Origin of the sequence: Sinorhizobium psoraleae (genome assembly GCF_013283645.1) — a bacterium.
Lineage (GTDB): Bacteria > Pseudomonadota > Alphaproteobacteria > Rhizobiales > Rhizobiaceae > Sinorhizobium > Sinorhizobium psoraleae.
On the sequence record NZ_JABEKV010000005.1, the window covers coordinates 73332 to 99687 of the forward strand.

Sequence of the window (26356 nt, forward strand, 5' to 3'; positions counted from 1 at the left end):
CTTCACCGCCCCAATTCACCGGCGCGGATCCAGACGAGCATCTCGCCGGGCGTGCGGTTGTCCCAGAGATGATAGGGAACGAAACGGGCGGTCGCCCGGTTCATCTTCGGCGGTGTCGTGCGATAGAGCGTGGGTCCCCAGTCATCCGCTTCATCGCGGGCGACGGGAATGTCGAGCGCGACTGCCCCTTGCACCTCAGCGATTTCTGCAGTCTTCGCGTTCGAGACATCGGAACCAAGCACAATCCCGTTCAAACCCGCGCCGTTGTCGGTTGCCTCTGCGCAGTAAACGAGCGGCCCGCGCATAAGCGCGACGCGCCCCGTATCCTGCCGCACCTGCGGATTGGCCCAGAGCGCGCGCGGCGTCAGCGGAATATCGAGTTCGACACGGTCACCGCTCCTCCAGTTACGCTCGATGCGCGCGTAGCCGTCGATTGTCGCCCCCGGGAGATCGATCGCCTCGCCGTTCAGTTTCAACGTGGCGCCCTCTGCCCATTCGGGAATGCGCAGCGACAGAGAGAAGCGGACCGGATTCTGCGTCGTGACGTCGAAGCGGATGGCCCCCTCCCAGGGATAACGGGTCTTCTGCGCCAGCTCGACCTTCACGCCGCCGATTTCGAAGCGGCCCTTGCTCTCGCCGTAAAGATGGACGGCGATTTCGTCGTCTGCCACGGCGTACATATAGGAGCCGATGGAGGCGAGCGGGCGCGAGATGTTCGGCGGGCAGCAGGGGCAATGATGCCAGCTCCAGCGATGGTGCTTGCCCGCGCTTTCAAGCGGGTTCTCGTAGAAGAAAGTTTTCCCGTCGAGCGAAAGACCAGCCATGGCGCCGTTGTAAAGCGCCTGCTCCATGATGTCGGCATAGCGCCGGTTCGGGCCGCGCCCGAGCATGCGGCTTGCCCAGAAGACGAGACCGACGGAGGCGCAGGTCTCGGCATAGGCGCTTTCGTTCGGCAGGTCGTAATAGTCCGTGAAGCCTTCGTTCGACGCCGCCGGTCCGATGCCGCCAGTGACATACATCTGCTTGGTCGTCAGGTCGTCCCAAAGGGTTTCGAGTGCCGCGGTAAGGCTGTCGTCGTTATATTCGGTCGCGATATCCGCCATTCCGGAATAAAGGTACATCGCGCGCACGGCATGGCCGACGACCTTCTTCTGCTCCCGCACCGGCAGGTGCGCCTGATTGTATTCGTAGGTCTTCTGAATGAACTGCTTTGGATCGCGGCCATCGCGGATCGCTTCCTCGGTGAAGAAGTGAGGCTCTCTGCCGCGCTCGTCGATGAAGAACTTGGCGAGATCGAGATATTTCTTCTCGCCCGTAACGCGGGCAAGCTTTACCAGCGCGAGCTCGATTTCTTCATGGCCGCAATAGCCCGGCAACTGCCCTTCGCCATGGCCGAAGACCTGGATCATGTAGTCGGCAAAGCGGCACATGACGTCGAGCAGCTTGCGCTTTCCCGTCGCCTGGTAATAGGCGACGGCGCCCTCGATCAGGTGGCCGGCGCAGTAGAGCTCGTGGTGATCGCGAAGATTGGTCCAGCGCCGGCCGGGCTGGACCCGCTGGAACCAGGCGTTCAGGTAACCGTCCTTGTCCTGCAGCTTTTCATACATGTCGACGATCGCATCGACACGCGCCTCGAGCCTGGGATTGGGCTTCCGGTAGAGCGAATAGGCAATGGTCTCGATCGATTTTCCGAGATCGCTGTCCCAGAACATCTGCGTCGAGCCCGACCAGGCCTGCAGCGGAATGACGATGCCAGGGCTCGGCTGGTCGATGTCAATGGCCCTGAGCATGCCGGCCTCGACGCAGCGGTCGAGCAGGACTTCGGCGGTGGATTCGCAGATCGCGTCCTGGCGGTCGCCGAAAAGCCCGTGCACTTCAACGCTCGGAACAGGGAGTGGGCGGAACTGGCGATCGTGTCGGGGTTTGTTCATGGCTTCATCCGTTTCTTGGAGTTCATTTCACCGCGCCGGCCATCAGCCCGCGCATGTAGTAGCGTTGCAGGAGCAGGAAGACGCCGAGACAGGGCAGGGTCATGACGGCGACACCGGCCTGAACCGCGCCCCAGTTGACCGCGCCGAGGCGGCCGGCGCGCACTGCCATCATCAGGACGGGGAGCGTGTATTTCTCGTTGCTGGACAAGAGCACGAGTGCTGCCAGGAATTCGTTCCACGCATTGAGGAAGGCGAAGATCGCGACGGTCGCGATGCCCGGTAACACCAGCGGCATCAGCACCCGGAAGAGCAGCTTCAGGTCTCGGGCGCCATCGATGCGGGCTGCCTCCTCGATCTCCTTCGGTACCGCGTCGAAGGCGTTGCGCATCATGAAGACAGAAAAGGGAAGCTGCAGCGTCACATAGACGAGCGTCAGTCCGAAAAGCGAGTTGTTGAGTCCGAGCCTGGCGAGGATGATGAAGAGCGGTGTCAGGATCGACTGGAACGGGATCATCAGCGTGGCGATGATCAGCACGAACAGCACGTTTTTCAACGGAAAGCGGTAGCGCGAGAAGCCGTAGCCCGCGAGCACACTGACGGCGACGGTCAGCGCAACGGTTGCGAGCGACACGAGCAATGAATTGAAGGTGTGCTGCCACACACCGGCGCCGAAGGTGTCGAGCGAGCTGTAGGAATCAAGACTGATGCCGTTCACCGGCCATGGCGGCAAGGGTGGCAGACGGGCCTCGGTGCCATGCCGGAACGAGGCAAGCAGGGTGATGGCGAAGGGCGCCAGGAAGAAAAGCGCGATCGCCACACCGGTTGCGTGATAGGCCGATTCTGCCCGGAACGCCTTGCGTTCCCGGCGCCGGCGGGAGAGGCTCATGGAGGCGTTCATCTTGGAAAGGGTCATGGGCGATCCTCGCCGACGCGAAGCAGCCGCAATTGCATGACGCTGATAACCACCAGGATGGCGAGGAGCGCGATCGAGAGCGCCGCGCCGTAGCCGAGATTGAAGGACACGAAGGACTGGTTGAAGATGTAGTAGACGACGGAGATCATACGGTTTTGCGGCCCGCCGCTCGTCATGATGTAGAACTGGTCGAAGGCAAGGATCGAGCCTGTCACTGAAATGATCAGCGCAAGCGCGATCGTTCTGCGCATCAGCGGCAAGGTCAGGTATCGGAACCGCTGCCACGGGCCGGCGCCATCGATGCGGGCGGCCTCTGTCAATTCGGACGGAATTGCCTGCAGACCCGTGAGCAGGATGATCATGGTGAAACCGGCGATCTTCCAGACGACCATGACGATGATCGTGAAGAAGGCGCTATCGAAAGTCGCAAGCAGGTTGGGGCTCTTCTCGACGAGCCCGAGCGCCCGCAGGGCAGGGCCGATGAAGCCGCTGTCGACGTTCGCGAGCCAGACCCAGAGCAACGACGCCGAGGCGAGCCCGACGACGACGGGCAGGAAGATGATGGTGCGGTAGGCGCCGACGAAGCGTCGGTGCTTCTCGACAAAGATCGCCAGCGGGAAGGCGACGGCGAAGATCGCGATCGTCACGATCACCGTGTAGTAGGTGGTGAAGCGCAGTGCCGAGACGAAGCGCGCGTCGTTCGCCATGCGGAAATAGTTGTTGAAGCCGATCCAGCGCGGCGAACCGAGCAGCGGCCAGTTGTGCAGGCTCATCCACCCGGTAAACAGCACCGGCATGACGAAGAAGACGATGACGAGGGCCATCGCCGGGGCGATGTAAAGAAGTCCGCGCCACTGCGAGTGGCGCCGTCTTCTGCGCACGGGCAATGCTTTTCCTGGGCCAGGGCCGGCCATCGCAAATTCTCCGCCTGTTCAAGAAAGAGGGGTCGCAGGACTGCCTCCGACCCCGGTTCCACTTTGCGATCACTGGCCGGTGTCGATGATCGACTGCATTTCCGACTGGGCGTTCGAAAATGCCCCGTCGACATCGTCGCCATAGATTGCCGCATTGGTGAAGGTTGCCCACGGACCGTTGGCGCTGTTGATCAGATCGTTGAATTGCAGCGTGTAGGGCGTCTTGGCGACTTCGATCGCTTTGATGCCCACCTGCATGCGCGGATCGAGACCTTCAAGCACCTTGTCGGCGATATCGCCGCGGGTCGGCAGGCTGCCGTATTTCGCCATGATCTTCTGGCCGTCCATCGAATAGGTGTATTCGAGGAATTCCTTCACCGCGTCGATCTTCTTCGTGCCTTTGGTGATGACGAAGTTGTCGCCGCCGGCAAAGGATGACGTCCCGCCGTTGACGCCGGGGATCAATGTCACGCCGAAGTTGATATCGGGGTGTTCGGTCACTAGCGTGCCGATGGCGAAGGCGCCAAGGCTTTGCTGGCCGATCTTGCCGTTTGTGAAGGTCAGGAAGTTTGCGCCGTTGTCGCTGGCCGCGCTCGCCGGGACGAGGTCCTTCTTGACCATCGAACGATAGATATCGACCGCCTTGCGCATTTCCGGCGTGTCGAGCGTCGCGATCTTGCCGTCGGCGGAAAGAATGTCGGCGCCCGAACCCCAGACGAGCGGGGTGAATGTGAAGATCATGCAGCCGCCGCAGCCGCCGCCGGAGAAGTAGAAGCCGTAGATATCGTCACCGAGCGCGCGGATCTTCTCTGCATTGGCTTCGATCTCCTCCCAGTTTGCCGGCGCCTTCTCCGGGTCGAGGCCGGCCTTTTTGTAGAGGTCCTTGTTCCAGGCGAAGATCGAGGTCTCGACGGAAAGCGGCAGACCGTAGATGCGATCCTGGTAAGTTCCAAGCTGGACGTGCGACGGCGAGAGTGAATTGAAGTAGGGCAGTGCCTTCGCCCAGTCGGTCAGGTCCTCGAGCTGGCCGGCGGCGGCAAAGGCCGGCGTGTAGATAAGGTCGAGCGAAAGGGCGTCCGGGGCCTGTCCGCCCGCGATCGCGGTCGCATATTTCTGCACCAGTTCGGAGAACGGCACTTCGGTCATGGCGACCTGGTTCTCGTGACTGGCATTGTAGGCCTCGACGACCTTCTTGAAGGACTCGCCGATGCCTGAGCGAACCCACATTTCGATCTTCTCGGCGGCCGACGCACCGGACGCCAGGCACAAGGTAATGATGCTCGTTGCTGCCAATAGACGCTTGATCATGGCACTCCTCCCGTTGTGGCGCCTCCTCGCGCCGTTTCGTTATTCCGTGGGGCTCATGCCCCCGCATGATTGCCGGACAACCAGCCGGCAGGGCAATTTCCTCACGCCGGGCTCGACGGGTCTTCCTTCGGCGAGCGCAAGCACCGTGAGGCCGGCTTCCCGGCCGAGTTCCTTCAACCCCATGTCGATCGACGTCAGTGGCGGCCGCGTTTGTGCCGCCAGGATCTCCCAGTTGTCGAAACCGACCACCGACACATCTTCCGGAACCCTGACGCCGCGCTCGCGCAATGCGTCGACCACGCCGCGGGCGATCTGGTCGTTGCCGCAGAAGATGGCATCGGGCTTCTCGCCGGGCCGATCCCAGATCGACCCGACAGCTTCATGGCCCCAGCTTTCCGCCCAGATACCGTAGAGGACCGGCTCGGCATCGCCGGCCACTTCGCGGTAGGCGCTGGCGCGCTCCCGGACCGAGAAGAAATCCTCAGGTCCCGTGATATGCGCGATCCGGCGGCGCCCTAGCTTTGCCAGCCATTCAACCGCAAGACGCGCGCCCTGCGCATCGTCCGACCGCAGCGTCACGCTGTTTTCGCTTCCTTCGGTAAAGGCATAGACGACCGGTACCGGCAGGCTCGACAGATCGACGGGCAAGCGCCGATCCAGGCGCTTACCGGAGGCGATGATGCCGTCGACCTGCTTGTCGAGCATGGCGTCGACATGGATCTGCCCCAGCGCCGGATCGTCTTCGATGGCGCACAGGAATACCGACACACCGTGATCGACCAGCGCTTCGGAAATTCCTGCCATGACCGGCAGGGTGAAACGTCCGTAGGTATCGTTCGTCAGAAGCCCGATGGTGAAGCTGCGCTTGCTGAGCAGCCCGCGCGCAAGAGCATTCGGCCGGAAGCCGATTTCCCCGGCGATGCGCTTCACCCTCTCGCGCGTCTCGGCACCCATGCGTCCGGTGTTGTTCAACGCCTTCGAGGCCGTTGAAATACTGACGCCTGCCGCCGCAGCCACGTCATGAATGGTCACGCGTTTGTTGGCCGGACTATCCAGAGAACCCTCCCGTGTTTGAGAAGAGAAAACCTTTTCTCATGCAGTCTGTCAACAGAAAAAAGGTTTTCTCATTAATGGCGGGCCGACCGCGCTCGTGACCGTGCCGAGATCAGCAAGAAGGCCGCGACAAGGACGATCGAAGCTGCCGGCACCGCCGCGCCGCGATCCTCCATCGCCAGCAGGGTCAGGCCGCTGAACGCGCACCACAGGAGCGGGACCGGCAGAAGCAGCCAGAGACGTTTTCCCCTGATCGCCAGCACGGCGCCAAGCGTCGTGATCGCGGTCGGATCGGGCATCAAACCGAAGGTTTCGGCGGCGGCCAGCGAGCGCGTCGCCAGCAAGGGAAGAAACGGGTGAACCAACAGGCCGAAGAGGGCGAGAAACATCCCGCCGTAGCGGCGCCATCGGCTCACGGACAGGACGTCATTGCTGGCACGCAAGCTGAGCAGCGCCAGAAGCCCGGCCTGGAGAAAGAATGCCATCGCTGCGTAGGTCGCACCCCAGTTTATGGTTGCATAGCGAAGCCAAAGGAACTGCCATGCGCAAAAAGCCCAGGCCGCGGCAAATACCGGCAGAAGCGCAATCCGCGCATAGCGTACATGCATGGCTGCGAGAACCATGATCGCCAGCGTACCGGTCACGAGGACGAGCTGAAGCGGCCAGAAATCTTGGTTATAACGCTCGACAAGGCGCAAATAGACGCGCGGAGAGAACATCAGGAAATCGGCAGGCGTGTAGGTCCACCAATCCGACATCCGCCGACCTCACCACGCATCCGTTCGATAGCATTGGACGAGGCCGGCGTTCACAACGCCTCCACATAGTCGAGCATGCGACGCCGGATCGCCTCGTCAGGCAGGACGCCGCCGCCCGCTTCAAGATTCTCGCGCACGTGGTCGACGCGCGTCGTCGCCGGTATGGCACAGGTCACCGCCGGATGCGAGACGATGAACTTCAGCAGGAACTGCGCCCAGCTCCGCGCGCCCGTCTCGGCAATCCATTCGGGCAATGGTTCGTCATCGAGTTGGCGGATCAGGCTGCCCTGGCGGAATGGGCGATTGACGATGACCGCGATGCCCTTCTCCTGCGCCAGCGGCAGAATGCGCTCCTCCGCCTCGCGGTCGAGGATATTGTAGGTGACCTGAACGAAATCGATCGGCTGGCTCTCCATGATGCGCGTGATTTCCTGATGCCTTCGCCCTTCCGAAGTGGTGATGCCGACGTAGCGCAACTGCGCTTTCGCTTTCATGTCGAACAGCATCGGCAGATGCTCTTCCCACGAAACGAGATTGTGGACCTGCATGAGATCGAACCTCTTTACGCCCCAATAGGCACGGGAGGCTTCGATCTGCTCCGCCCCGCTTGTCGGATCTGAAATCCAGACCTTCTCGGCTGAAAACAGGCGATCGGGGTATTTTAGCTTTTGCAAGCCGTAGCCGATGGTTGGCTGCGAGGAGCCGTACATGGGAGACGAATCGATCATGCGCCCGCCGCCCTCGAAGAACGCCGCCATCACGGCAGCGCACTCGTCCTGAAGCACCGGATCGTCGCCGACATTGAAGGTGATCCAGGTACCGAGTCCTATCACCGGTATTTCCTCGCCGCTCGAAGGGATCGCCCTGCGGGTGACGCCTGCGACTTCGGCAGGGGCGGGTTGCCCTATCAGCGGCAGGGACACGCCCAATGCAAATCCCTGAAGGACGCTTCGTCGTGTGAACCTCATCGAGGCACCTCCTTTCCGCGCTCGGCAAGGGGACAAAAGCATAAACATTATACTCGTCAGATCCGGCGAGATCATGGACCGCTGCGGCTGAGGCCAGAAACCACGAAGTCGTGAAGAGAGGGGCAACGGCTGGAACATGGAAGGCGTTTCGGGACTTTCCGCTTGTTCAGCGCGATTCAAGTCCTTATTTGACGTTGACCGTCATCGGCTGGAGCGTCATGGGGCAGAAACTTCCTCGTCATGCGATCTGGCTTCCGCCCGTGCAGCCCAATATCTTTTGAGCAATGCAACAGTTCGTCAAGGCGCCGAAGAGAGAGATCGGATGGGGCATGCCGACGTCGGTTGCCCTGCATCTGGCGCTTGCGTTCTTGTTGCTTTTTCGGTTGCCCGAAGCACCGGTGGAGCCCGAGAAGGAGCAGAGCGTCAACGTAGAGCTTGTTCCGCCACCGCGCCCGAAAGCGAAAGAAAAGCCGCCTGCAGACCCGGCCAAATCAGGCGCCAAACCATCAGCCTCACGGCCGCAGGCGTTCGAATCCGCTTCAGCGCGCGCCGATGTAAACGAAGCACGGCAATCGGCGCCGAAGCAGGGCGAGACGCAAGACGCTCCGAAAGCCGTCGAACAGCCGAAGCCGGGGCCACCCAAACCAGAGACTGCCGCGCGCGAAATGCCCGAAACCCGACCGGCGCCTCAGGTCTTGGCGACGCGGCAACCCGACGCAGCCAGCGGGCAAAGCGAGACGGAAGCGGCGTCCCTCGAAAGCGTGCCGGTCCCCGCGCAAAGGCCGCTGCAGGAACAAGGCGAAAAGCAAGAGGCCGCGGATCCGGCGGGCGCCAATACCGACCAGAAATCCGGCGAGCTCGTTCCGGCGAAGGAACTCTTCTCACCGAACGCGCTTTCGAACCCGCGCGTCAAGCAGGCGCTGGGGAAGCTCCCCGTCAAGAAACGCATAGTGCAGATCTGCAGCATCGAGGCGCTGGAGCAGGTGCGCAGCCAAAGACCGGGTGCCTTTCCGGACATGCTCGTTCCCTATGGTCCGACAGGTGGGATTATTTCGACTTCGGCGCTCACCGCCCGGGGTGGCGCCTACCGCAGCAAGGCGAACTGGTACAACGTCGACTTCAAATGCGAGGTCGACGCCGATGCGACGGCGGTGGTCTCCTTCAGCTTTGCAATCGGCGGCGCGGTGCCGAAAAGCGAATGGGACGCGCGCCAGCTACCACTGAATTGAGGTGGGCGGAGGCGACGGCGCGGTCGGACACTCGCGCGAAAGCAACAGGGCCTCCGTTTCGGGAGGCCCTATTTTCAGCTTACGGAGTTTGCTTCAGGCGGGACGCTCGCCGGCGCTCGGCCGCCACTTGATCAGCCGATTTTCGACCATGTCGAGAAGGCTGTCGATGATCAGCACGAACATTGCCAGTATAATGATGCCGGCAAACACACCAACTGCATCGAAATTTCCTTCGGCCTGAGCGATCAGGTAGCCGAGACCGGCAGAGGCGCCGAGATACTCACCGATGATGGCGCCAACGACCGCGAAGCCGACGGAGGTGCGCAGCGAGGACAGGATCCAGCTTGCCGCGGCCGGAAAATAGACATGGCGCAGCAGGTCCGACCGCTTTGCCCCGAGAATGCGGGCGTTCGACAGAACGACCGGGTTCACCTCACGCACGCCCTGCATGGCGTTGAAGAATGTCACAAAGAAGACGAGCGTGACGGCGAGTGCCACTTTTGACCAGAGGCCGAGGCCGAGCCACAGCACGAAGATCGGGGCGAGGACGACGCGCGGGATCGCATTCAGACCCTTGATGAATGGATCGAGAATGCGAGCCGTCCTGCGGCTAAGTCCGAGCCAGACGCCGGCAGCGACGCCAAGGCCCGTGCCGATGAGATAACCGAGCACGGTCTCTGTCAGCGTGATCGTCACGTGGCGGTAGAAATCGGTGTCGGTCACCCAGGACATGACCTGGTTGAAGATGTCGACCGGTGCCGGGAAGAAAAAGACATCGATCACGCCGGCAGCGACGCCAAGTTGCCAGCCGCCGAGAATGACGGTCAGGAGGCAGAGCTGGATCAAACGTTCAGTCATGGCGTTCATAGCTTTTCTCCACTTCGCCGCGCAGTGACGCCCAGATGTTGCGATAAAGGTCCATGAAGCGTGGATCGAGCTTGATTTCCGCCACGTCGCGCGGTCGGTCGAGGTCGACCGCGAAGCTGTCGATGACGTGACTGCGCGGCCCGGCCGCCAGAACCACGACGCGGTCACCGAGTGCGATGGCCTCTTCGAGGTCATGTGTGATCATCACGACGGCGCGCCGCTCTTCCTGCCACAGGCGCAAGAGTTCGTTCTGCATCAGATGACGCGTGTGGATATCGAGCGCTGAGAACGGTTCGTCCATCAGAATGACCTTTGGCCCGGTAATCAGCGCCTGGGCCATCTGGACGCGTTTGCGCTGGCCACCCGACAACTGATGCGGGTAGCGGTGCTCGAAACCCTTGAGGCCGACCTTGGCGAGCCAGGCCATGGATCGTTCACGACGCTCGGCAGCGTCAACGCCCTTGAACATCGGGCCCAGTTCGACGTTTTCCAACGCTGTTTTCCAAGGAAGCAGCGCATCCTGCTGGAAGAGATATCCGATATCGTTCTGGACGCCTTTGACCGCCGCACCATCGATCGAGACCGCACCGCTCGCGGGCTTCAGGAGGCCAGCGATCGCGTTGAGGATTGTGCTCTTGCCGCAGCCCGTCGGGCCGACGATCGCGAGAAATTCACCATCGGCAACGGTAAGATTGACATCCTGAACGGCGACATACGCGCCGAATGACATGGTGACCGCATCGATCGACACCATCGCCTTGGGCGTTTGCCGACCGACAGCATGCGGCACGGGTTTCACGACAGCCAACGACATGGCTTCCTCCTCATCAGTTCGCGACATCGTGCGGCACTTTGCCGATGAAGTCGTTGGTATAGGTTTTCGATAGATCGATATCCGTGGCTGCGACTTTCTCGTTGAAGCTCTTGAGAACGGCGAGCGGCGTCTTGACATCCTCGTCGCTGAAGCGGCCGTCGGTCGAGAAGATCGCCTTCGCGTTTTCGACGGCTTTTATGTAGGTTTCTCTATCGCCCGAAATGAATTCTTTCGGGAGCTTCTCGACGATCTCCTCGGCCGAGTGATTGTTCATCCACTCCAATGCCTTGACAGTCGCGTTCGTGACCTTCTGGATCGTCTCGGGGTTCTCGTCGATGTAGTCCTGGGTGGCATAGAGGACGGAGGTGGGATAGGTTCCGCCGTAGATTTCCTTGGCGCCTTTGTCGCTGCGCGCATCGATGAGGATCTTGCCGACGCCCTTGGCTTCGATGAAGGTCGCCGCCGGATCGTAGTTGACGAGCAGATCGACCTTGCCCTGTTCGAGTGCGGCGACGGCTGCAGAGCCGGAGCCGACGCCGATCAGCGAAACGTCGTCCGCCGACAGATTGTGACGCTGCAGATAATAGCGAACGAAGAAATCGGAGGACGATCCGGGCGAAGTGATGCCGATCTTCGCGCCCTTGATGGTTTCCGGCTTTGCCGGGTCAAAGGTGGCATTCTTGCCGCCGGCAAGGACAAGGCCGGAGTTGCGCGCGAGTTGTACGAAGCCGACGACGGCTTTGTTCTGTGACTGCATCTGAATCGTGTGGTCGTAGAAGCCTACGGCAATGTCGGTCGAGCCGGCTACCAGCGCCTGCAACGTTTTCGAGCCACCGGAGGCAAAGTTCTCGACGGTCACCTCAAGACCTTCCCGCTCGTAAAGTCCGAGACCCTGAGCGACGGGAAAGGGAAGGTTGTTGAGATTGTACGAGCCAACGCTGATGCGAACCGGTTCCGCGAAGGCGGATCCGGCAAACGCAACGGTGGCCGCGAGGGCGAGCATGAGCTTCCGCATGATTGTTCCTCCAGGTTACGTGGTGCCCTCCCGGCAGCCACTTCAAATTATGCCGCGCAAAACAGGCGCTTGGTAGGCTTTGCGAAGACGTGCCCTTCGAACAGGCGTCGCGCGGTTCGCAAGATGCCGGCGACTATCTTTCCGTCCCTCTCTTGCAGCTTCACATCGAGGTGGCCGCTTGGGTGTTCGATCGACAGTACAAGCGGGGGCGCGCGCAAGCCGGTCAGCCGGGAAGCCACGGTGTTTCTGGCGATGCAGGCCGTCGCTATCCCGACGGCGCCGGTGGTGGCAAGCGAGGGATGACATTGGTGCGGCATGAAGTACCGAACATTGAGGTCGCCGTTTCCCTTGGGCTTGCTGACCAACACTGGCTTCGGGGTGACCTGATCGCTTACGTCGCCCATGCCCATGCGCCGGCCGGCCTCCATCCTTAACGCTTCGATCCGGCCGAGCGCGGACTTATCGGCATTGAGTTCAGCGGCCGTTTCGTTTCCCGTGGCGCCGATCGCCTCCGCGTCGAAAAGGACCATGGGCATGGCGCAGTCGATGCAGGTCACCGCGATGCCGTCGATGTATTCCAGAGATTGTCCGGTCGGGAACAATTTTCCGGTCCGCGCTCCGGCGGCATCCATGAACGTCAGCGCGATTGGTGCGGCCTTGCCGGGAACACCGTCGATCGAAGCGTCGCCAAGATAGGCGACCTTGCCGTCCGGCGTCGGAACCTCTGCCTCGATCAGCTTGCCGGTGTTCACATTGTGAATACGGACGAGGGTCGTCGCGCCTCGCGCTGAAACCAATCCTGCTTCGATCGAGAAGGGGCCGACGGCGGCGAGCATATTGCCGCAGTTCGGCGACGTGTCGACCATCTGCTGATCGACGCGCACCTGGGCAAAAAGATAGTCGACGTCGGCGCCGGGGACGGTGGAGGGGCCGATGATTGCGACCTTACTGGTGACCGGATTGCCGCCACCGATGCCGTCGATCTGCAGGGGATGGCCCGAGCCCATAACTGAAAGCAGGATCTGGTCCCGCTCGGCCTGATCCGCCGGCAGATCCGACGCGAGAAAGAACGGACCTTTGGAGGTGCCGCCTCTCATCAAGACGCAGGGTACGGAAATCAGGTCGTTCATCGCCAAAATCCATGAGACTTATGTTTACGCCGTATCAATGATCGGCTTTATTGCATTTAGCGGCGATGCGATTGATATGTGAAATGCAAAGTTTAGGAGAATTGATCCGATATGAGCATCAATTGCGAGATTCTCGACCTGAGAGCATTTCTGAGTGTGGTGGAACTGGAAGGCTTCCACAGGGCGGCAGAGGCGCTCAATGTTTCGCAACCAGCCCTGAGCCGCCGCATCCAGAAGCTGGAGATGGCAATCGGTGCGCCCCTGCTGGAGCGCACAACGCGGCATGTCTCGCCGACGGCGCTCGGAACGGAGCTGATACCGCTGGTACGTCGGATGCTCGAGGAATTCGATGGATCGCTCTTTGCCGTCAGGGACGTCGGTGTGCAACGAAGCGGCCTGGTGACGATCGCGTGCCTGCCGACGGCGGCGTTCTACTTTCTTCCGACCGTCATCAGGCAGTTCAATGCCGAATATCCGAACATCCGGTTTCGAATTCTCGACCTTCCGGCGACTGACGGCCTGCAGGCGGTGGCTCGGGGCGAGGTCGAATTCGGCATCAACATCATGGGCACCTCCGACCCCGACCTGATCTTCGATCGGCTGGTGGAAGATCCCTTCGTGCTCGCGGCGCGCAAGGACCATCCCCTTGCCGACAGGCAAGAGGTCGGCTGGGGCGATCTGGAACCGTTCCGGCTGATCACGGTGCACAGGTCGAGCGGCAACAGAACGCTGCTCGACGCCGCGCTCGCACGATCCAATATCAAGCTGCGCTGGTTCTACGAGGTCACGCATCTTTCGACCTCGCTGGGGCTCGTCGAAGCCGGCCTCGGCATTTCCGTGCTGCCGCAAATGGCCACGCCGCAGGGCGATCACCCCTTCCTCGTCACTCGACCGATCCGCACTCCCGAAATTTCGCGAACGATCGGCGTCGTTAGGCGTCGGGGCGGGACGCTTTCTCCGGCCGCCGAGCGTTTTCTCGACATGTTGATCGGGACGTGGAGAGTCGAAAGCCGTGTACCCGAAGATCGGCCCCCTGCTACCTCCTGATTGCGTAAAGCATCATCCAAGCTATCACTAATGAAGCACTTATGAGGAAAGCGCGCAGTGTGATAGGATTGATCTTTGGGAGTAATTCCGGTTCGGGGAGGCGCCGGATAAAGTTTCAGTTGCCATAACCCGTGTCGAGTCAGTGTCTCCGCCATGCCGGATAGGGTGAGGTCCTCCTTCGAAAAAGCGGCCTCTGAATAATAACTCGGAATGGGAGGTGTATGATGGTTCGTAAACTGTTTCTCACCTTGGCTGCCGCGGCGTCCGTCCTCGCGATCAGCGGAGCCGCATGGGCCGATATCACGATCCTTGTGCCGTCGGGCAGTGAAGGCGACGGTCTCAGAGCTGCGGCGGCGGATTACGCGAAGATGAAGGGCACGAAGGTTGAGACCGTGCAGGCGCCCTATGCCAACGTCTTCGAGCAAGGTGCCAATGCCGGCGCTACCAAGTCCGGCATCTTCGACATCGTCCTGATGGACGATCCGTGGATTCCGTTCTTTGCCGAGAACGGGCACCTGGAGGACTTGACGCCCTTCTTCAAGAACGCCGGGTTGGAAGGACCCGACAACGATTTCCTGTCGAAGTCGCTCGCAATCTGCCGCAACCCGTACAATTCCGGCCCTTATGTCTGCCTGCCCTATGTCGGAAATGCGCAGATGTTCTTCTATGATGCTTCCAAGTACAAGGAAGCCGGCGTCGATGCCCCGAAAACCTGGGACGACGTGCTGAAGGCGAGCAAGACGCTGACGGAAGGCGGCGGCGGCCGCTATTTCGGCTACGTCTTCCGCGGCGGTCAGGGCAATCCCGTCGTAGCCGATTTCATGCCGATCTTCTGGTCCTATGGCGCCGATCTTTTCAATGCCGATCGCACCAAGGTCACGATCGACACGCCAGAAGGTGCTGCCGCCATGAAGATGTTCATGGCGCTACGCGATGTCTCGCCGAAAGGAGTGGAGAGCTACAACGCGAACGAGGTCGGCACGGCACTCGCCGCGGGCACGTCCGCTTCGTCGATCAACTGGCCGAACTGGGTCGCGACCTTCGAGGATCCGAGCCAGTCGAAAATGGTCGGCAAGATTTCCTATGGGCCCATTCCGGCTGGAACAAAGCCGGGCAGCTCGGAAATCGGCCACTGGACCATGGGCATCATGTCGGCGTCGAAGAACAAGCAGGAGGCCTTCGACTTCATGCTCTGGGCGACGTCGCCTGAGCAGATCAAGATCTCCGCCGAGCGCGGCAATCCGCCGGTCCGGGCCTCGGTCTTCACCGATCCGGAACTGACCAAACAGGAGAAGTTCCGGCATTATCCGGTGCTGATGGAGGCGATCCAGGCTTCGACCCCGCGTCCGCGCCATCCGAAATGGCCGGAGATAGAAAATGCCTTCGGCATAGAGCTTTCCAAGGCCGTCGCCGGCACGATCACGCCGGAGGAGGCGCTGAAGAACGCGCAGGCGGCGGTCGAGCAGATCACCGGCCTAAAATAACCGGCAATCCTGTGTGGACGGGGCGTTTAGGCCCCGTTCCCATCAGGGGACGGCCGCCTTGATCAAGAGGTGAGTCGAGGTCTGCGGGAGAGACCGATGTTGAAATCCGCAAACGACGGTACGTTGACTGCGCAGTCTCCGCCGGGCGGCCCCCTGGAGCGGTGGGCGGAGCGCCATCTGCGCTACCTGATGCTCGCGCCGACCGTTCTGATATTGCTGGCGCTGACCATCTTTCCAAGCGTCTACATGTTCTACGCAGCGGTTCACAAGATCAGCCCGAACCCTGATCTGGCGTGGGAGTTCGTCGGTCCCGGTAATTTTGCGCGGCTTCTGTCAGACGCACAGTTTCACGTCGCGCTCCGCAACACGGTCGTCTTTACCGTCGTGGCGGTGGCGGTCGAGTTTCTCCTCGGTCTCGGCCTGGCCTTGCTTCTCGACAAATTCATCCGCCGGCTGACGTTTCTGAAAACGGTGCTGATGATTCCGATGATGCTGCCGCCGATCGCGGTCGCCATCACCTGGAAACTGATCTACGAGCCTCAATTCGGCGTGCTAAACGAAATCATGTACCGCCTTGGTCTTCCCTTGCAGGCGTGGGCGGGCGACGTGAACCTTGCGATGTTTTCGATCATCGTTGCGGACGTCTGGCAGTGGACACCCTTCATATTCCTATTGATGCTGGCGGGCCTCGCAAGTCTGCCGGTGGAACCCTACGAGGCGGCAGCACTCGACGGCGCCTCGTCCTGGCGGCAATTCTGGGATCTGACGCTGCCCTTCCTGAAGCCGGTCATCGCCATCGCGCTGCTGCTGCGGGTCATGGACGCGCTGCGTCTCTTCGATCTGGTCTTCATCCTGACCGGCGGCGGCCCAGCCGATCGCACCAAGGTGTTGAGTCTTTACATCTATCAGGTCGCTTATCGTTTCGCCGACCCTGGCTATGCGGCGGCGATATCGCTGTTCGTCCTGTTCGTGACGATCATTCTCAGCACCTGGTTCATGAAACGCATGCGGCTGGCGGATTGATGACGATGACCACCAGAACCCTCCATAGACGCAGCCGCACGAGGGAGGTGATCACCCGCCTGGCGGCCTACCTGGCGATCCTCGTTGCACTGATCCTCACGCTTTTTCCGATCTACTGGATCGCCGCCAATTCATTCAAGTTCGATATCGACATTTTCGCCGTGCCGCCGGAATGGCTGCCGCGGAACCCGACACTGAAGCACTATGACGAAGCGTTCATCCAGCGTCCTTTCCTGCGCTACGCATTGAACAGCTTCCTCGTCGCAGTCGGGACGACGACCGTTTCCGTGGTTTTCGGCACCATGGCGGGCTATGCGCTGGCACGGTTCAATTATCCGTGGCAGTGGCGCAAGCAGATTTCGTTCTGGATCCTGTCGACACGCATGATGCCGCCGATCGTCAGCATCATTCCGCTCTATCTGTTCTTCAACTATTTCGACATGCTGAACACGAAGTCGGCACTCGTCATTGCCTACACCGCCTTCAACCTGCCGTTCGCGACCTGGATGATGAAGAGCTATTTCCAGGACCTTCCGGTCGAACTGGAGGAGGCCGCGGTCGTCGACGGCGACACGCGCTGGGGCGCCTTCCTGCATGTGGCCTTGCCGCTCGCCAGACCTGGGCTCGCTGCAACCGCCATCTTCTGCCTGATCATCTCGTGGAACGAGTTCCTGCTGTCCCTCATCATCACGTTGACCGAGCAGTCGCAGACGCTGCCGATCGGCATTGCCGGGCGGGTGACGCAGTACAATACCTATTGGGGCGAGATCAGCGCGGCCGGATTCATGGCCTGTGTTCCGATCGTCATCTTCGCTTTCATCGTTCAGAAGCATCTCGTCCGAGGGCTTTCCCTTGGGGCTGTCAAGGGTTGAGCCATGGCGTCCGTCACGTTCAAGAACGTCTCGAAGAAGTTCGGCGAATTCGTCGCAATCACCGACTTCAACCTCGATATCAAGGACAAGGAATTCCTCGTCCTGCTCGGACCTTCCGGTTGCGGCAAGACGACGACCATGCGCATGGTCGCGGGGCTCGAGGAGGCGACGTCCGGCGACATCTACATCGACGCGGACCGCATCAATGGCGTGCTGCCCAAATATCGCGACGTGGCGATGGTCTTCCAGTCCTATGCGCTCTATCCCCATCTGACCGTCGAGCAGAATATCGGCTATCCGCTGAAGATCCGCAAAGTGCCACCTGCCGAGAGCAAGCAGCGGATCGTCGAGGTGGCGCGGCGTGTGGAACTGGACAGCCTGTTGTCCCGTCTTCCGAAGGAGCTTTCCGGCGGTCAGCGACAGCGCGTGGCGCTCGCCCGTGCGATCGTGCGCACGCCGCGCGTCTTCCTGATGGACGAGCCGCTCTCCAATCTCGATGCCAAGCTCCGCACCCAGATGCGCGCGGAACTGAAGCATCTTCAGCATGAATTGCAGGTTACAACGATCTACGTCACTCATGACCAGATCGAGGCGATGACGCTCGCCGACCGCGTGGCGGTGATGAACAAGGGCGTGATCGAGCAGCTCGGAACGCCGCGGGAAATCTACAACGATCCGCGCACGCTCTTTGTTGCGGGCTTTATCGGTTCGCCATCGATGAACCTCATTCCCGGCGAGGTGAGGGATGGCGTGTTTGCGAGTGCTGGTCTCAGGGTCGGCGGGCTCGGCCGGCTCAGCGTCTCCCATGCCGTTCTCGGCGTCCGCCCGGAGGACGTCCACGCGGCCCGGGTCGACGATCCCGACCTCAACCTGGTTGCGCCGATCTATTCGGTCGAACTTACCGGAGACAGCACGCTCGTCAGCCTGCGGCTCGCTGCTCGACTCATGACGCTTAGGGCCGACAAGAATTTCACCGGTCAGATCGACCAGCGGATCGGCGTCAAGGTTGCGACGGATCGCGTATTTCTGTTCGACGGGGAGACACAATCCCGTGTCGATATCTAACCTTTGCGCCGCGACCGTCATCATCGCCATGACGTCCCCCGCGGCTGCGGCCGATAGAGGCCCGATTAATGGCAATCCGTTGATTGAGATCCCCGCCGGCCCGTTTGTCTTCGGTCGCGACGACGGTCCCGAAAACGAGCGCCCGCGCCGGGTGATCGAGGGAATGGCATTCTCCATCAACCGCACCGAGATCACGAACCGGCAATACCGCCGTTTCGTCGAGGCGACCGGGCATCGCGCGGCCTTTTATGCAAATCACCCGATTCTCGGTCTGGACGACAGGCCGGTGGTCGGCGTGAGCTGGGAAGACGCCGTGGCCTTTTGCCGTCACTACGGCCTCTCGCTGCCGTCGGAGCAGCAATACGAAAGGGCTGCGCGGGGAACGAAGGGGGCGCCATTTCCCTGGAGCGAGCGGGCCGGCAAGGCGGTGCCGGCCAACTTCGGCACGGATAGCTGCTGTTCCGGCGATGCACGCGACGGCTATCCTATGACCGCTCCGGCGGACGCCTTTGCCCACGGTGCGAGCGGGGAGGGCGTGCTCAATCTCGTCGGCAATGTCTGGGAATGGACCAGCGATGTCTACGCACCCTATGAGGGCGGTACGGAGGCGGTGAACGTCGGACCGTATCGCGTGCTTCGCGGCGGCGCCTGGAATAGCGATTCAGCCCATCTTACCACGACCTATCGCCTCGCCTATGATCCGGAATTCCGTTTTGCAGCCAATGGCGGCTTCCGATGCGTTCGCTCCAAGCCCTGATCATCGCGACGGGTCTTCTGTTCCTCGCAGCCGGCGCAGCTGCCGAACCGATAGCCGCGCCCGGCTATAGACTGGAGACAGTCAGCAAGCCGGGTGCTGTTTTCTCCGGCCTGTCCCGCGACCGTGAGGCGCTGCTTGTCACCGATCTCGCCAGCGGCCGGCTTTACCGGCGTGAGCCGGATGGTGTCCTTGTCTCCTTCGGTCCGGCCTTTCCGCACGGCCTCGATGTGATCGGCGACCCGACCGGCCCCTACCGCGTCACGCGCGTCGGCGATACTTTTGTCGTGGCTCAAGGGTGGACGCCGGTCGATGCCGGCGAAGGTCCGCTTGACCATGCCCTCGTGGCGATCGGCGAGGACGGCAACCCACGCGTGATCAGCAGCGATTTCTGGAATCCGTTCGACTTCGCCGTTACGAATGGAACCTACTACGTCATCGACTCCGCACGAAATAGCGTCGAACGCGTGCAGGCGGACGGTCGAAAGCAAACGGTCATGACCTTTCGCCGCGTGAAGCAGGAAACGACGGCCTTGCGGCAGCTTTCTCCGACGGAGTTTACCGAAGAGAACGGTTACGAAGTCGATGCGGTGCCGACCGGCATCGCTCTTCGCGACCGGCGCATCCATGTGGCGCTATTCGGCGGATTTCCTTTCCTCGACGGCGCGGGAAAGATCGTTTCCACCCCGGAGACGGGTGAAACAACGGTGCCGCGGGTCGATGTCGAAGGCCTGAACGCGCCGGTGGCAATCGCCTTCGATGCGGATGGCGGGATGCTTGTCCTCGAGCATGGTCGTTACGACCAGAAGGAGGGTTTTCTGAAGGGGAGCGGTCGATTGCTCAAACTCGATAAGACGACGGGCGCCAGGCAGACCATTCTCGATGGGCTGACACGGCCCGTCTCCGTCCTCGTCTGGGACGAGCGGCGGCTCGTCGTTTCCGAGCTTGCCGGTAATCTCCACTTCCTGACGCGGGAACCGACGCCATGACGCTGACGAGCACTCAGGCATTCCTTGCCTGGTCGGCCGTAAGCGCCTGGTCGCGCGTTCCCGAAACGATGATCTCCAGCACCTCGTGCTCGTCCGTGTTCCCGATGTATCGGTCGCCGACATACTCGCCGCGCTTGAGCACCATGACGCGATCACCGACAGCGAAAATGTCGACAAGGCGGTGGGAGATGATGATCTGGGCGACGCCTTGCCGCTTCAGTTCCAGCATGGTCTCGAGCAGCCGTTCGGTCGCCATCACCGATAGATTGGCTGTCGGCTCGTCGAGGATCACCACGCGCGGCTCGAACGAGATTGCTCGCGCGATCGCCACCGATTGCTGACGGCCGCCCGACAGGCTCTCGACCTTCTGATAGACCGAATTCACATCCACCTTGAGCCGCTTCAACACGCCCTCGGCTTCCGCATACATGCGCCGCCGGTCGACAAAAAACCCCCGGCGCGGCCAGCGGCCGAGAAAGATGTTCTGGCCGACGTCCATGTTTCCGCAAAGGGCGAAGTCCTGGTAGATCATCTCGATGCCCGCCGCGCGGCTTTCGTGCGGGCTCTTGAAGTGGACCGGCTTTCCGGCGACCAAGATCTCGCCGGCGTCGCGCTGGTAGGCGCCGGTCAGAATCTTCATCAGCGTGGATTTGCCGGCCGAGTTGTCGCCGACGAGGCCGAGGATCTCGCCCGGGTAGAGCACGAGGTCGACGCTTCTGAGCGCCTGCACCGCTCCGAAGGCCTTTTCGATACCGCGCATCTCGATAATCGGAGCACTTCTGGGGCTATCGGGCATGGCTGGTCTCCGGGGCTCGCTGGCGCGCAAGACGCTCGCGCAGGCGGCCGAACAGGTTGGCCTGGCGAACCCAGATATCGACAAGCACTGCGACGATCAGAATGCCGCCGATGAAGACGTTGATCCAATGCTGCGGCATGCTGAAGCCTTGGACGTTGAGCTGCAGCAGCGCCCGCACGAGTGTGATCACGGCCGCGCCGGCGAGCGCACCGATCATCGTGCCGTAGCCGCCGAAGATCGAACCGCCGCCGATGATGACTGCAGCGATCGCATCGAGTTCACGGAACTGGCCGGCCACCGGGTTGAAGCTGCGGAAATAGGCGACGTTGATGATCCCGGCCATGGTCGCGCAGAGGGCGGCCAACAGCAGCGAAAGTAGCCGCACGCGATTGGTGTTGATCCCGGCATAGGCGGCGGCCCGGATGTTCCCGCCCGTGGCGTAGACCTGCTGACCGAACGGCGTGTAGGCAAGGACGACGCCGGCGACGAGCGCCACGAGGAGCATCCAGATCGTCTGCACGCTTACGACCAGGGCGACAGTGCGCAGAAGCCCGTCCGGCAGCACGATCTGCATGTGCAGGAGGATGTCATTCACCTTGCGGCCGATGAGGTTGTAGCCCTCGGGCCAACCGGTCAACTGCTGGCCGGCGACGAACCAGGCGGCGAGGCCGCGGGCGATGTAGAACATGCCGAGCGTGGCGATGAAGGCCGGCAGCTTGAAGCCGACGGTCACGACGGCATTGACGAGGCCGGCGGCCATCCCCGCCAGCAGGCCCATCGTCACGGCGGTGACCGGGTCGGCGCCCAGCACCTTCAGGAAATAGGCCGCGGTACTGCCGGCAAGGGCGAGCACGGCGCCGACGGAGAGATCGATATCGCCGGCGGCGATGACATAGGTGAGCCCGACGGTGATCAGCGCCAGCTCGGTGTAGTTGAGCATGATCGCGAAGGTGTTGGAGAGATTCCACCAATAGTCGGGCCTGAGCGCAAGGCCCGTCAGCCACAGGACGGCAGTCAGGATGATCGCGAGCGCATCCCGGCGGCCCAGAAACCGACCGAGCACGGTGGTTGACGGCGTCACGTCCGTCGCCATCGCCCCCTTTGTCTGCACGCCCTCGAGCGCCACACCTTCCATTTCGTAGGCGGGCGGCGGTGGCTGGCCGCGCAGCCACGCCCAGAACCGCGCCGCAAGCTGGCGGCGAATGAGGTGCGGCTCGATGAGCACCGCAATGACGAGGAGCAGCCCGAGGAACACCAGCACGGCACCTGCAGGCAGGGTGTACCGGGCGTTGACGGCGATGCTCTCGCCGTCGATCACGACGGTACGCGTGATCGGCCAGCCTTCACGCAGCACCTTGTCGATCAGGACGACGACAGCGGTGCCGAGGCAGGAGCCGATGACACGGCCGCGGCCACCAAGGATCGACGCGCCGCCGATGATGACGGACGCGATGACGGTAAGCTCCCAGGTGACGCCGTAAAGGGGCGTCACACCCTTGTCCTGAGCCGCGGACAGGAGTGCCGCAAGGGTCGCCGAGAGCGATGAGATCAGATAGGCCCGGATGCGCACCCAGTTCGTCGGTATACCGGCATAAATCGCCGCTTGCTCGTTGCCTCCGGTGGCGAAGGTCTCGTAGCCCCAGCGGGTTTTGGCGAGCACCAAGGCGCCGACCGTGGCAACGATGGCGAAGATGACGATCTGGTTGTTGAAGCCGAAGACGTTGCTCCCGCCGAGGTGGAAGAAGAGCGGGTAATCCCTTGCTTTGCCGGAATAATAGATCGCCTGGCCGTGCGTCAGCGCCAGCACGAAACCGCGCCCGATGAAGAGGATCGTCAACGTGGCGATGAACGCCGGCACCTTCAGAACGGTGACGAGCATGCCGTTGACGAGCCCGATCAGCGTACCCAGTAGTATGCAGACGATCACCGACGTCGCGATGTCGAGATTGAGAAAGCTCGGCGCGAACAGCCGGGCGAAGATCACGGCGATCAGGCCGTAGGTAGAACCGACCGAAAGATCGAGATCCTTGTTGGCGATGACGAAAGTCATGCCGACGGCGATGATCCCGACGCGGGAGGTGTCGCGCAAAAGCGCGTGAAGAGCACCCGTCGATCCGAAGAAGGCCGGATTGACGAGCGCCCCGCCGAGAAAGAGCAGGGCGAGGAAGATCAGAAGGCCGGCTTCCCAGCCGCCGACCAGCTGCGGTGGTGCACGGCCGAGCGATGCCGTCGTGGTGAGCGCCATGGAGTTCCTGCGATTCTTGCTGTCATCACGATGCGGGAGAGCTTGCGCCCTCCTGCATCTGCTCAGATGCACACGCGGGCATCAGTTCTCGAAACGCTTGCCGACCTTGGCGACCGTTTCCTTGGTCACGAGTTGGGCACGCGTATCGAGATTGGCGGCCGAAATGCCACGGTCGATCTGCAGGTAAAGCTGCATCACCGGCCAGAAGCCCTGCAAGAACGGCTGCTGCCCGAGCGAGCCGGTGAGGTTGCCGGCAGCGATGCCTTCCTGCTGGGCCGGGCCAAGGTCGAAGCCATAGGCGCAGAACTTGTTCGTCCACCCCATCTGTTCGACGGCCTTGACCAGCGGCGGCGTGAAGACGTTGTTGGCGGTAAAGGCGCCGACGACGTCGCCGCGCGACTCGAACAGCGACACGAGCGCATTGACCGGGTCGTTCGGGTTCGTGTCGATGCCGACGTTTTCCGGGCCGGCGTCGACCTTGAAGGCGTCGAGCTTGCCGGCATCCTTCAGCGTCTTGACGATCGCGTTGAAGGCGGCGGTAACGCGGTTGTTCACTTCGATGTTGCCCATTGCGGTCGACGACGGCAGCAGGATCGAGCCCGAAGTGGCGCCGCTGTCGAGCACGCATTTGGCCAGCGCCTCACCGCCGATCGCTGCTGCCGAAGCGTCCTGGCCTGTATGGCTGATGCTGCTTCGGTTGAGGATCGTGCCGTCGAAGGAGTTGGTCGTGGCGACCGGAATGCCGGCGGCCTCGGCGGCCTTGACGATATCGTTGTATGCGCCGGCCTGCGGTGTCGTCATGATGATCCCATCGATCGTCGGGTCCTGTACGATCTGGTTCAGGATCTCGATCTCGCGGGCGGGATCATCCACCGGCGATTCCGAACCGAGCAGCAGGATGGTCGCGCCGATCATGTTGCCGGCGACCTTGGCTCCGACATAGACCGGATCGAAGAAGCCGTTGCCGGCCGTGTGGGTCACGATGGCGAAGGTGAGATGGCCATCGGCCGAATGGAAGTTCTTCGTTTCCGGAGCTTCCTTGGCGGCGTCATCGAAGCTGTAGCCGCCGACTGCCTTTTCGACACTGCCGGACTGGGCAAAGGTGTTCTGGGCGCAAAGGGATAGCGCCGCGACCGATGCCGCGCACAATAAAACTCGCCTCATGTTGGTCCTCCCTTGCAATCACGGGAGAAAGCCGTTCGGGCGCGTGACTGAGAGGGTCCGAAAGCTTCCTCCCATCTGCCAAGATGCTAATATTCTGCGCATTCCGGTCGAAGTAAATGGTGAACTCACCAAATTGTCGTATTTATTAGGGCGGTAGACCGGTTTCGCGAGATAAACGCCCTGGCGCTGTCGACGCCGGCGGGCGCCCCCCCATCGCCGGCGTCGACTGCCCCTCGAACTTCAATGCGCTGAAAGCCCGAAGAGCGCCTCAGCATTGCGGAAGCAGATCTTTTCGAGGTCCGCCTTGGGAAGGTCGAGCGTGTTCAGGATTTTCAGCGTGTCGCGGATATAGCCCGGGCCTTTTTCCGGATCGAACGGCGAGTCGGACGCAAAGAGGATGCGGTCGCTGCCGTAAAATTCCAGGCCGCAGAGCGTCGCTGCGCGCGAACCGAAAACGGCGGTGTCTGCGTAGAAATCCTTGAAATAGTCCAGCGGACGCTTCTTCAGCCGCTTGAGCACGAGAGAAAGATCCTCGTCCGAGGTCCGCTTGCCGAGCTGGTCCCAGCCGGGGCCGACACGTCCTTCGAAATAGGGAACCATCGCTCCCATGTGGTGGGCCAGCACCTTGAGGCCGGGAAGCCGGTCCATGAAGCCGGAGAAGACGAGCCGCGCCATGGCGGCGCTGGTCTCGTAGGGCCAGCCGAAGGTCCACCAGATCTCGTATTTCGATTTGTCCTCCGTTGCATAGTCCGGCATGGACGAGTTCCGTGACGGGTGGAGCAGTACCGGCTTGCCATGGCGGGCAGCGGCTTCGAAGATCGGGAAGAAACGCTCCTCGTCGAGCGGCGCGCCGTTGACGTTGGTGTGGATCTGCAGGCCGTTCGCGCCGAGTTCGGTGAAAGCCCGCTCGGCTTCTCTGACGGCCGCTTCGGGAGCGTTCATCGGAAGTGCGGCGACGAAGCCGGCGAACCGGTCCGGGTGTTTCTCGACGAGTTCCGCCAGTCCGTCATTGCCGAGTTTGGCAAACTCCGTCGACAGCTCCGGGCCGCCCATGGCTTCGAGCGGCGGCATGCCGAGCGAGAGGATCTGCGTATAGTCCTTGAACTCGTCCATGACACGGAAGCGGGCTTCGAGGTCATGTATGCAGGGAATGCCTTGCATCCGGCGACCGATATCCTTGCCGGCACCGTCGAGCTGCTGGATCCTTTGCCAGAGCGCTTTCGGGAAAAAGTGATTGAACGCGTCAATATAGTGCATCGTGTTCCTCTTGCTGCGATTTGGCCTGGTGGCGCCGAGGGTCAGCCGCGCTTCAGGCGCCGGACGAGATAGGCGAAAGTGGCTTTGAACATTTCTTCGCGGAACATGTGCCGGCGCTTGGCCTTGACGTCCTCCGGCTTGCCGAGCGCCTTGGCGCCGCCCGCCGCCTCGACCCAAAGCTGCATCATGCAGGCGGTTTCGAGCGAAAGCGCCAGGTAGATTGCCTGCTCGATGCTGGCGGCTGCGGTGACGATGCCGTGGTTCTGCAGCAGCATGGCGCCATGACCGCCGAGCGTCGCGGCCACCGCGCGGCCGCGTTCGGCCGTGGTGATCAACTCGGTCGTCTGGGAAAAGACCGGCAGTCCTTCGGAGAAGATCGATCCGGCGTGGCCGATCGCCTGCAATGGCTTGCCGAGTGCAGAGAAGCTGACGGCGTAGGGCGCATGCGTGTGGACGACGGCGTTGACGTCGGGCCGCGCCCTTAGCACCTCCGAATGGATATAGACCTCGTTGTGGCGGCCGAGATCACCGGCGACCTTCTCGCCGTCGAGACCGACGGTGATGAGGTTGTCGGGCGTGATTTCCTCAAGGCCAATCTTCGAGGCCTTCATGTAGAAACGATCCGGCGCATCCGGCACGCGCACCGAAATATGGCCCCGCGTCCAGTCGCCCTGTCCGGCCTGTTCGAGGATTTTGCCGGCCTCGACCATTCTCTGTTTCACGTCCTCATGCATCGTCTTCTGCTCCGATGGCTCATTGC

At 61.8% G+C, this 26356-nt stretch carries 24 protein-coding genes; 8 read left to right on the forward strand and 16 right to left on the reverse strand.

Annotation, left to right across the window (positions count from 1 at the left end):
* Positions 1–2: 2 nt before the first annotated feature.
* From ILFOPFJJ_RS25845 to ILFOPFJJ_RS25875, 7 genes are all read right to left on the reverse strand, one after another.
* Entirely contained in the window at positions 3–1931 is a 1929-nt protein-coding gene (locus ILFOPFJJ_RS25845) for a glycoside hydrolase family 127 protein (protein ID WP_173513421.1), read from the reverse strand.
* Positions 1932–1953: 22 nt separating this feature from the next.
* Positions 1954–2817, reverse strand: coding sequence for a carbohydrate ABC transporter permease (locus tag ILFOPFJJ_RS25850; protein ID WP_173513599.1), 864 nt, complete (start codon positions 2815–2817; stop codon positions 1954–1956).
* A 23-nt stretch (positions 2818–2840) separates the two neighbouring features.
* Positions 2841–3758 carry a carbohydrate ABC transporter permease gene (locus ILFOPFJJ_RS25855; RefSeq protein WP_173513422.1) on the reverse strand — a complete coding sequence of 306 codons (918 nt, stop codon included), beginning with the start codon at positions 3756–3758 and terminating at the stop codon, positions 2841–2843.
* 69 nt (positions 3759–3827) lie between these two features.
* Complete coding sequence (locus ILFOPFJJ_RS25860; RefSeq protein WP_173513423.1) at positions 3828–5066, reverse strand: ABC transporter substrate-binding protein; 1239 nt, start codon at positions 5064–5066, stop codon at positions 3828–3830.
* Between the two features lie 39 nt (positions 5067–5105).
* Positions 5106–6122, reverse strand: coding sequence for a LacI family DNA-binding transcriptional regulator (locus tag ILFOPFJJ_RS25865; RefSeq protein ID WP_210267582.1), 1017 nt, complete (start codon positions 6120–6122; stop codon positions 5106–5108).
* A gap of 71 nt (positions 6123–6193) precedes the next feature.
* On the reverse strand, positions 6194–6877 hold the full coding sequence (locus ILFOPFJJ_RS25870; RefSeq protein ID WP_173513424.1) for a DUF6064 family protein: 684 nt from the start codon (positions 6875–6877) through the stop codon (positions 6194–6196).
* A gap of 50 nt (positions 6878–6927) precedes the next feature.
* Positions 6928–7845: an aldo/keto reductase gene (locus tag ILFOPFJJ_RS25875; RefSeq protein WP_173513425.1), complete on the reverse strand. Its 918-nt coding sequence runs from the start codon at positions 7843–7845 to the stop codon at positions 6928–6930.
* Positions 7846–8174: 329 nt separating this feature from the next.
* Between ILFOPFJJ_RS25875 and ILFOPFJJ_RS25880 the strand changes: the two genes are divergently transcribed.
* Positions 8175–9074 carry a DUF930 domain-containing protein gene (locus ILFOPFJJ_RS25880; protein WP_173513426.1) on the forward strand — a complete coding sequence of 300 codons (900 nt, stop codon included), beginning with the start codon at positions 8175–8177 and terminating at the stop codon, positions 9072–9074.
* A 93-nt stretch (positions 9075–9167) separates the two neighbouring features.
* Here ILFOPFJJ_RS25880 and ILFOPFJJ_RS25885 read toward each other — a convergent pair whose 3' ends face one another.
* Genes ILFOPFJJ_RS25885 through ILFOPFJJ_RS25900 form a run of 4 tightly spaced genes read right to left on the reverse strand, consistent with a single transcriptional unit; the run spans position 9168 to position 12900 of the window.
* Positions 9168–9941 (reverse strand): ABC transporter permease, encoded by a 774-nt coding sequence (locus ILFOPFJJ_RS25885; protein WP_173513427.1) that lies wholly within the window; start codon positions 9939–9941, stop codon positions 9168–9170.
* Entirely contained in the window at positions 9925–10755 is an 831-nt protein-coding gene (locus ILFOPFJJ_RS25890; RefSeq protein WP_246299786.1) for an ABC transporter ATP-binding protein, read from the reverse strand. Before ILFOPFJJ_RS25890 ends, ILFOPFJJ_RS25885 begins: the two co-directional genes overlap by 17 nt.
* Positions 10756–10768: 13 nt before the next feature.
* Complete coding sequence (locus ILFOPFJJ_RS25895) at positions 10769–11770, reverse strand: ABC transporter substrate-binding protein (protein ID WP_173513428.1); 1002 nt, start codon at positions 11768–11770, stop codon at positions 10769–10771.
* Positions 11771–11817: 47 nt separating this feature from the next.
* On the reverse strand, positions 11818–12900 hold the full coding sequence (locus tag ILFOPFJJ_RS25900; protein WP_173513429.1) for a 4-oxalomesaconate tautomerase: 1083 nt from the start codon (positions 12898–12900) through the stop codon (positions 11818–11820).
* A gap of 111 nt (positions 12901–13011) precedes the next feature.
* Here ILFOPFJJ_RS25900 and ILFOPFJJ_RS25905 point away from each other — a divergent pair, with 111 nt between their 5' ends.
* From ILFOPFJJ_RS25905 to ILFOPFJJ_RS25935, 7 genes are all read left to right on the forward strand, one after another.
* The gene (locus ILFOPFJJ_RS25905) at positions 13012–13947 is read left to right on the forward strand and encodes a LysR family transcriptional regulator (protein WP_173513430.1); all 936 of its coding nucleotides are present in this window, start codon (positions 13012–13014) and stop codon (positions 13945–13947) included.
* 224 nt (positions 13948–14171) lie between these two features.
* Positions 14172–15431 carry an ABC transporter substrate-binding protein gene (locus ILFOPFJJ_RS25910; protein ID WP_173513431.1) on the forward strand — a complete coding sequence of 420 codons (1260 nt, stop codon included), beginning with the start codon at positions 14172–14174 and terminating at the stop codon, positions 15429–15431.
* A gap of 96 nt (positions 15432–15527) precedes the next feature.
* Complete coding sequence (locus ILFOPFJJ_RS25915; RefSeq protein ID WP_173513432.1) at positions 15528–16454, forward strand: carbohydrate ABC transporter permease; 927 nt, start codon at positions 15528–15530, stop codon at positions 16452–16454.
* On the forward strand, positions 16454–17326 hold the full coding sequence (locus ILFOPFJJ_RS25920; RefSeq protein ID WP_173513433.1) for a carbohydrate ABC transporter permease: 873 nt from the start codon (positions 16454–16456) through the stop codon (positions 17324–17326). The genes ILFOPFJJ_RS25915 and ILFOPFJJ_RS25920 overlap by 1 nt, the downstream gene beginning before the upstream one ends.
* A gap of 3 nt (positions 17327–17329) precedes the next feature.
* A complete protein-coding gene (locus ILFOPFJJ_RS25925) occupies positions 17330–18391 on the forward strand; it encodes an ABC transporter ATP-binding protein (protein WP_173513434.1) in 1062 nt (353 codons plus the stop codon).
* A 28-nt stretch (positions 18392–18419) separates the two neighbouring features.
* A complete protein-coding gene (locus ILFOPFJJ_RS25930) occupies positions 18420–19148 on the forward strand; it encodes a formylglycine-generating enzyme family protein (protein ID WP_173513602.1) in 729 nt (242 codons plus the stop codon).
* Positions 19127–20134, forward strand: coding sequence for a ScyD/ScyE family protein (locus tag ILFOPFJJ_RS25935; protein WP_173513435.1), 1008 nt, complete (start codon positions 19127–19129; stop codon positions 20132–20134). The genes ILFOPFJJ_RS25930 and ILFOPFJJ_RS25935 overlap by 22 nt, the downstream gene beginning before the upstream one ends.
* Before the next feature lie 13 nt (positions 20135–20147).
* Here the strand turns inward: ILFOPFJJ_RS25935 and ILFOPFJJ_RS25940 are convergent, their stop codons facing one another.
* The 5 genes from ILFOPFJJ_RS25940 to ILFOPFJJ_RS25960 form a co-directional block, all read right to left on the reverse strand.
* Positions 20148–20930, reverse strand: a complete 783-nt coding sequence (locus tag ILFOPFJJ_RS25940; RefSeq protein WP_173513436.1) for an ATP-binding cassette domain-containing protein — start codon at positions 20928–20930, stop codon at positions 20148–20150.
* Positions 20920–23175 (reverse strand): ABC transporter permease, encoded by a 2256-nt coding sequence (locus tag ILFOPFJJ_RS25945; protein ID WP_173513437.1) that lies wholly within the window; start codon positions 23173–23175, stop codon positions 20920–20922. The genes ILFOPFJJ_RS25940 and ILFOPFJJ_RS25945 overlap by 11 nt, the downstream gene beginning before the upstream one ends.
* Before the next feature lie 81 nt (positions 23176–23256).
* Complete coding sequence (locus tag ILFOPFJJ_RS25950; protein WP_173513438.1) at positions 23257–24339, reverse strand: substrate-binding domain-containing protein; 1083 nt, start codon at positions 24337–24339, stop codon at positions 23257–23259.
* 240 nt (positions 24340–24579) lie between these two features.
* Positions 24580–25596, reverse strand: a complete 1017-nt coding sequence (locus ILFOPFJJ_RS25955; protein WP_173513439.1) for an amidohydrolase family protein — start codon at positions 25594–25596, stop codon at positions 24580–24582.
* Between the two features lie 41 nt (positions 25597–25637).
* Entirely contained in the window at positions 25638–26330 is a 693-nt protein-coding gene (locus ILFOPFJJ_RS25960) for a class II aldolase/adducin family protein (protein WP_173513440.1), read from the reverse strand.
* Positions 26331–26356: the final 26 nt, after the last annotated feature.

What these genes read in the sequence shown, in the direction of transcription:
- ILFOPFJJ_RS25845 (WP_173513421.1), bottom strand. Translation starts at nt 1,931, where the DNA reads ATGAACAAACCCCGACACGATCGCCAGTTCCGCCCACTCCCTGTTCCG.
- ILFOPFJJ_RS25850 (WP_173513599.1), bottom strand. Translation starts at nt 2,817, where the DNA reads ATGAGCCTCTCCCGCCGGCGCCGGGAACGCAAGGCGTTCCGGGCAGAA.
- ILFOPFJJ_RS25855 (WP_173513422.1), bottom strand. Translation starts at nt 3,758, where the DNA reads ATGGCCGGCCCTGGCCCAGGAAAAGCATTGCCCGTGCGCAGAAGACGG.
- ILFOPFJJ_RS25860 (WP_173513423.1), bottom strand. Translation starts at nt 5,066, where the DNA reads ATGATCAAGCGTCTATTGGCAGCAACGAGCATCATTACCTTGTGCCTG.
- ILFOPFJJ_RS25870 (WP_173513424.1), bottom strand. Translation starts at nt 6,877, where the DNA reads ATGTCGGATTGGTGGACCTACACGCCTGCCGATTTCCTGATGTTCTCT.
- ILFOPFJJ_RS25875 (WP_173513425.1), bottom strand. Translation starts at nt 7,845, where the DNA reads ATGAGGTTCACACGACGAAGCGTCCTTCAGGGATTTGCATTGGGCGTG.
- ILFOPFJJ_RS25880 (WP_173513426.1), top strand. Translation starts at nt 8,175, where the DNA reads ATGCCGACGTCGGTTGCCCTGCATCTGGCGCTTGCGTTCTTGTTGCTT.
- ILFOPFJJ_RS25885 (WP_173513427.1), bottom strand. Translation starts at nt 9,941, where the DNA reads ATGAACGCCATGACTGAACGTTTGATCCAGCTCTGCCTCCTGACCGTC.
- ILFOPFJJ_RS25890 (WP_246299786.1), bottom strand. Translation starts at nt 10,755, where the DNA reads ATGTCGTTGGCTGTCGTGAAACCCGTGCCGCATGCTGTCGGTCGGCAA.
- ILFOPFJJ_RS25895 (WP_173513428.1), bottom strand. Translation starts at nt 11,770, where the DNA reads ATGCGGAAGCTCATGCTCGCCCTCGCGGCCACCGTTGCGTTTGCCGGA.
- ILFOPFJJ_RS25900 (WP_173513429.1), bottom strand. Translation starts at nt 12,900, where the DNA reads ATGAACGACCTGATTTCCGTACCCTGCGTCTTGATGAGAGGCGGCACC.
- ILFOPFJJ_RS25905 (WP_173513430.1), top strand. Translation starts at nt 13,012, where the DNA reads ATGAGCATCAATTGCGAGATTCTCGACCTGAGAGCATTTCTGAGTGTG.
- ILFOPFJJ_RS25910 (WP_173513431.1), top strand. Translation starts at nt 14,172, where the DNA reads ATGGTTCGTAAACTGTTTCTCACCTTGGCTGCCGCGGCGTCCGTCCTC.
- ILFOPFJJ_RS25915 (WP_173513432.1), top strand. Translation starts at nt 15,528, where the DNA reads ATGTTGAAATCCGCAAACGACGGTACGTTGACTGCGCAGTCTCCGCCG.
- ILFOPFJJ_RS25920 (WP_173513433.1), top strand. Translation starts at nt 16,454, where the DNA reads ATGACGATGACCACCAGAACCCTCCATAGACGCAGCCGCACGAGGGAG.
- ILFOPFJJ_RS25925 (WP_173513434.1), top strand. Translation starts at nt 17,330, where the DNA reads ATGGCGTCCGTCACGTTCAAGAACGTCTCGAAGAAGTTCGGCGAATTC.
- ILFOPFJJ_RS25930 (WP_173513602.1), top strand. Translation starts at nt 18,420, where the DNA reads ATGACGTCCCCCGCGGCTGCGGCCGATAGAGGCCCGATTAATGGCAAT.
- ILFOPFJJ_RS25935 (WP_173513435.1), top strand. Translation starts at nt 19,127, where the DNA reads ATGCGTTCGCTCCAAGCCCTGATCATCGCGACGGGTCTTCTGTTCCTC.
- ILFOPFJJ_RS25940 (WP_173513436.1), bottom strand. Translation starts at nt 20,930, where the DNA reads ATGCCCGATAGCCCCAGAAGTGCTCCGATTATCGAGATGCGCGGTATC.
- ILFOPFJJ_RS25945 (WP_173513437.1), bottom strand. Translation starts at nt 23,175, where the DNA reads ATGGCGCTCACCACGACGGCATCGCTCGGCCGTGCACCACCGCAGCTG.
- ILFOPFJJ_RS25950 (WP_173513438.1), bottom strand. Translation starts at nt 24,339, where the DNA reads ATGAGGCGAGTTTTATTGTGCGCGGCATCGGTCGCGGCGCTATCCCTT.
- ILFOPFJJ_RS25955 (WP_173513439.1), bottom strand. Translation starts at nt 25,596, where the DNA reads ATGCACTATATTGACGCGTTCAATCACTTTTTCCCGAAAGCGCTCTGG.
- ILFOPFJJ_RS25960 (WP_173513440.1), bottom strand. Translation starts at nt 26,330, where the DNA reads ATGCATGAGGACGTGAAACAGAGAATGGTCGAGGCCGGCAAAATCCTC.